The following is a 1031-nucleotide window of genomic DNA, read 5'->3' as shown; positions in this document are numbered from 1 at the left end:
GACGTTCCAGGTCGACAGGACCTTCGCCGGGGACGGCACGTTCATCGTCACCGTCCAGCTGCCGGCACCGCTGACGGAGACGTTGAGGTTGTACCGGTCCCCCCACTTCTGCCCGGCGGACAGCGTCGCCGTACAGGAACCCCCGCCTCCTCCTCCCCCGTCTCCCCCGCCGCCGCTGCCGTCGGGGGCGACCGCGCGGCCGGTCTGCGGCGAGATCATGCCGGAGCACAGCCCCTTGCCCGCCAGGGTCTGCGCGATGCGCGGAATGGCCGCGAGCGTGTTGGCGGGCCAGTCGTGCATGAGGATGACCTGGCCGTCGCCGAGGCGCGAGACGGCCTGCACGATCGCGTCGGTGCCGGCGTTGTTCCAGTCCTGGGAGTCGACGTCCCAGATCACCTCGGTCAGACCGTACTTGGCCTCGACCGACCGGAGCGTCGCGTTGGTCTCGCCGTACGGCGGCCGGAACAGCCTGGGCGTCCCGCCGCCCGCGCCCGCGATCGCCTGCTGGGTCCGGGAGATCTCCGAGTCCATCTGGGCCTGGCTGAGCTGGGTCATGTGCGGGTGGGTGTAGCTGTGGTTGGCGACCCACATCCCGGCGTCGACCTGGGCCCGGACCAGGGACGGGTTCTGGGCGGCGTACTGCCCCTGGTTGAACATGGTGGCCCGCAGCCCGTTCTGCCGGAGCGCGTTGAGCAGGGACTGGGTGCTGCCGGAGGGCCCGTCGTCGAAGGTGAGCCCGACGTAGCCGTTGCAGGCCGCGGCCTGGGCCGGGGCGGCGCCGGCCACGACGGTGCCCGCGGCGGCGAGCGCGGTGACGGCGACGCCGGTGGCGAGGGTGCGCAGGGGGCGCGAGGACGTACGTGGTCTGGTACGCATGGAAGCGGTTCCTCCTCTCCGCTGGTGGGTGGGTCAGCCCGCGGTGCAGGAGACGCTCGGCCAGGTCCAGTTGCCGTTGGCCTGGATGGTGGCGCCCCAGCTGTTGCCGCTGCCGTTCGACTTGGCGGTCAGCGTCTGCGCGCTCGGGTAGCTCG

At 72.3% G+C, this 1031-nt stretch carries 1 protein-coding gene and 1 pseudogene; both read right to left on the bottom strand.

Annotated features, from left to right (window positions below; translation table 11 throughout):
* Nucleotides 1-876 (bottom strand): polysaccharide deacetylase family protein (locus tag IE94_RS0134275; protein WP_037924743.1); only part of this gene is annotated, 876 nt, incomplete at its 3' end.
* Between the two features lie 33 nt (nucleotides 877-909).
* Nucleotides 910-1031, bottom strand: a pseudogene (locus IE94_RS41455) (glycoside hydrolase family 11 protein); the annotation flags it as partial.

Origin of the sequence: Streptomyces violaceorubidus (assembly GCF_000717995.1) — a bacterium.
Taxonomy (GTDB): domain Bacteria; phylum Actinomycetota; class Actinomycetes; order Streptomycetales; family Streptomycetaceae; genus Streptomyces; species Streptomyces violaceorubidus.
This window is presented reverse-complemented; position numbering and strand designations above follow the sequence as displayed.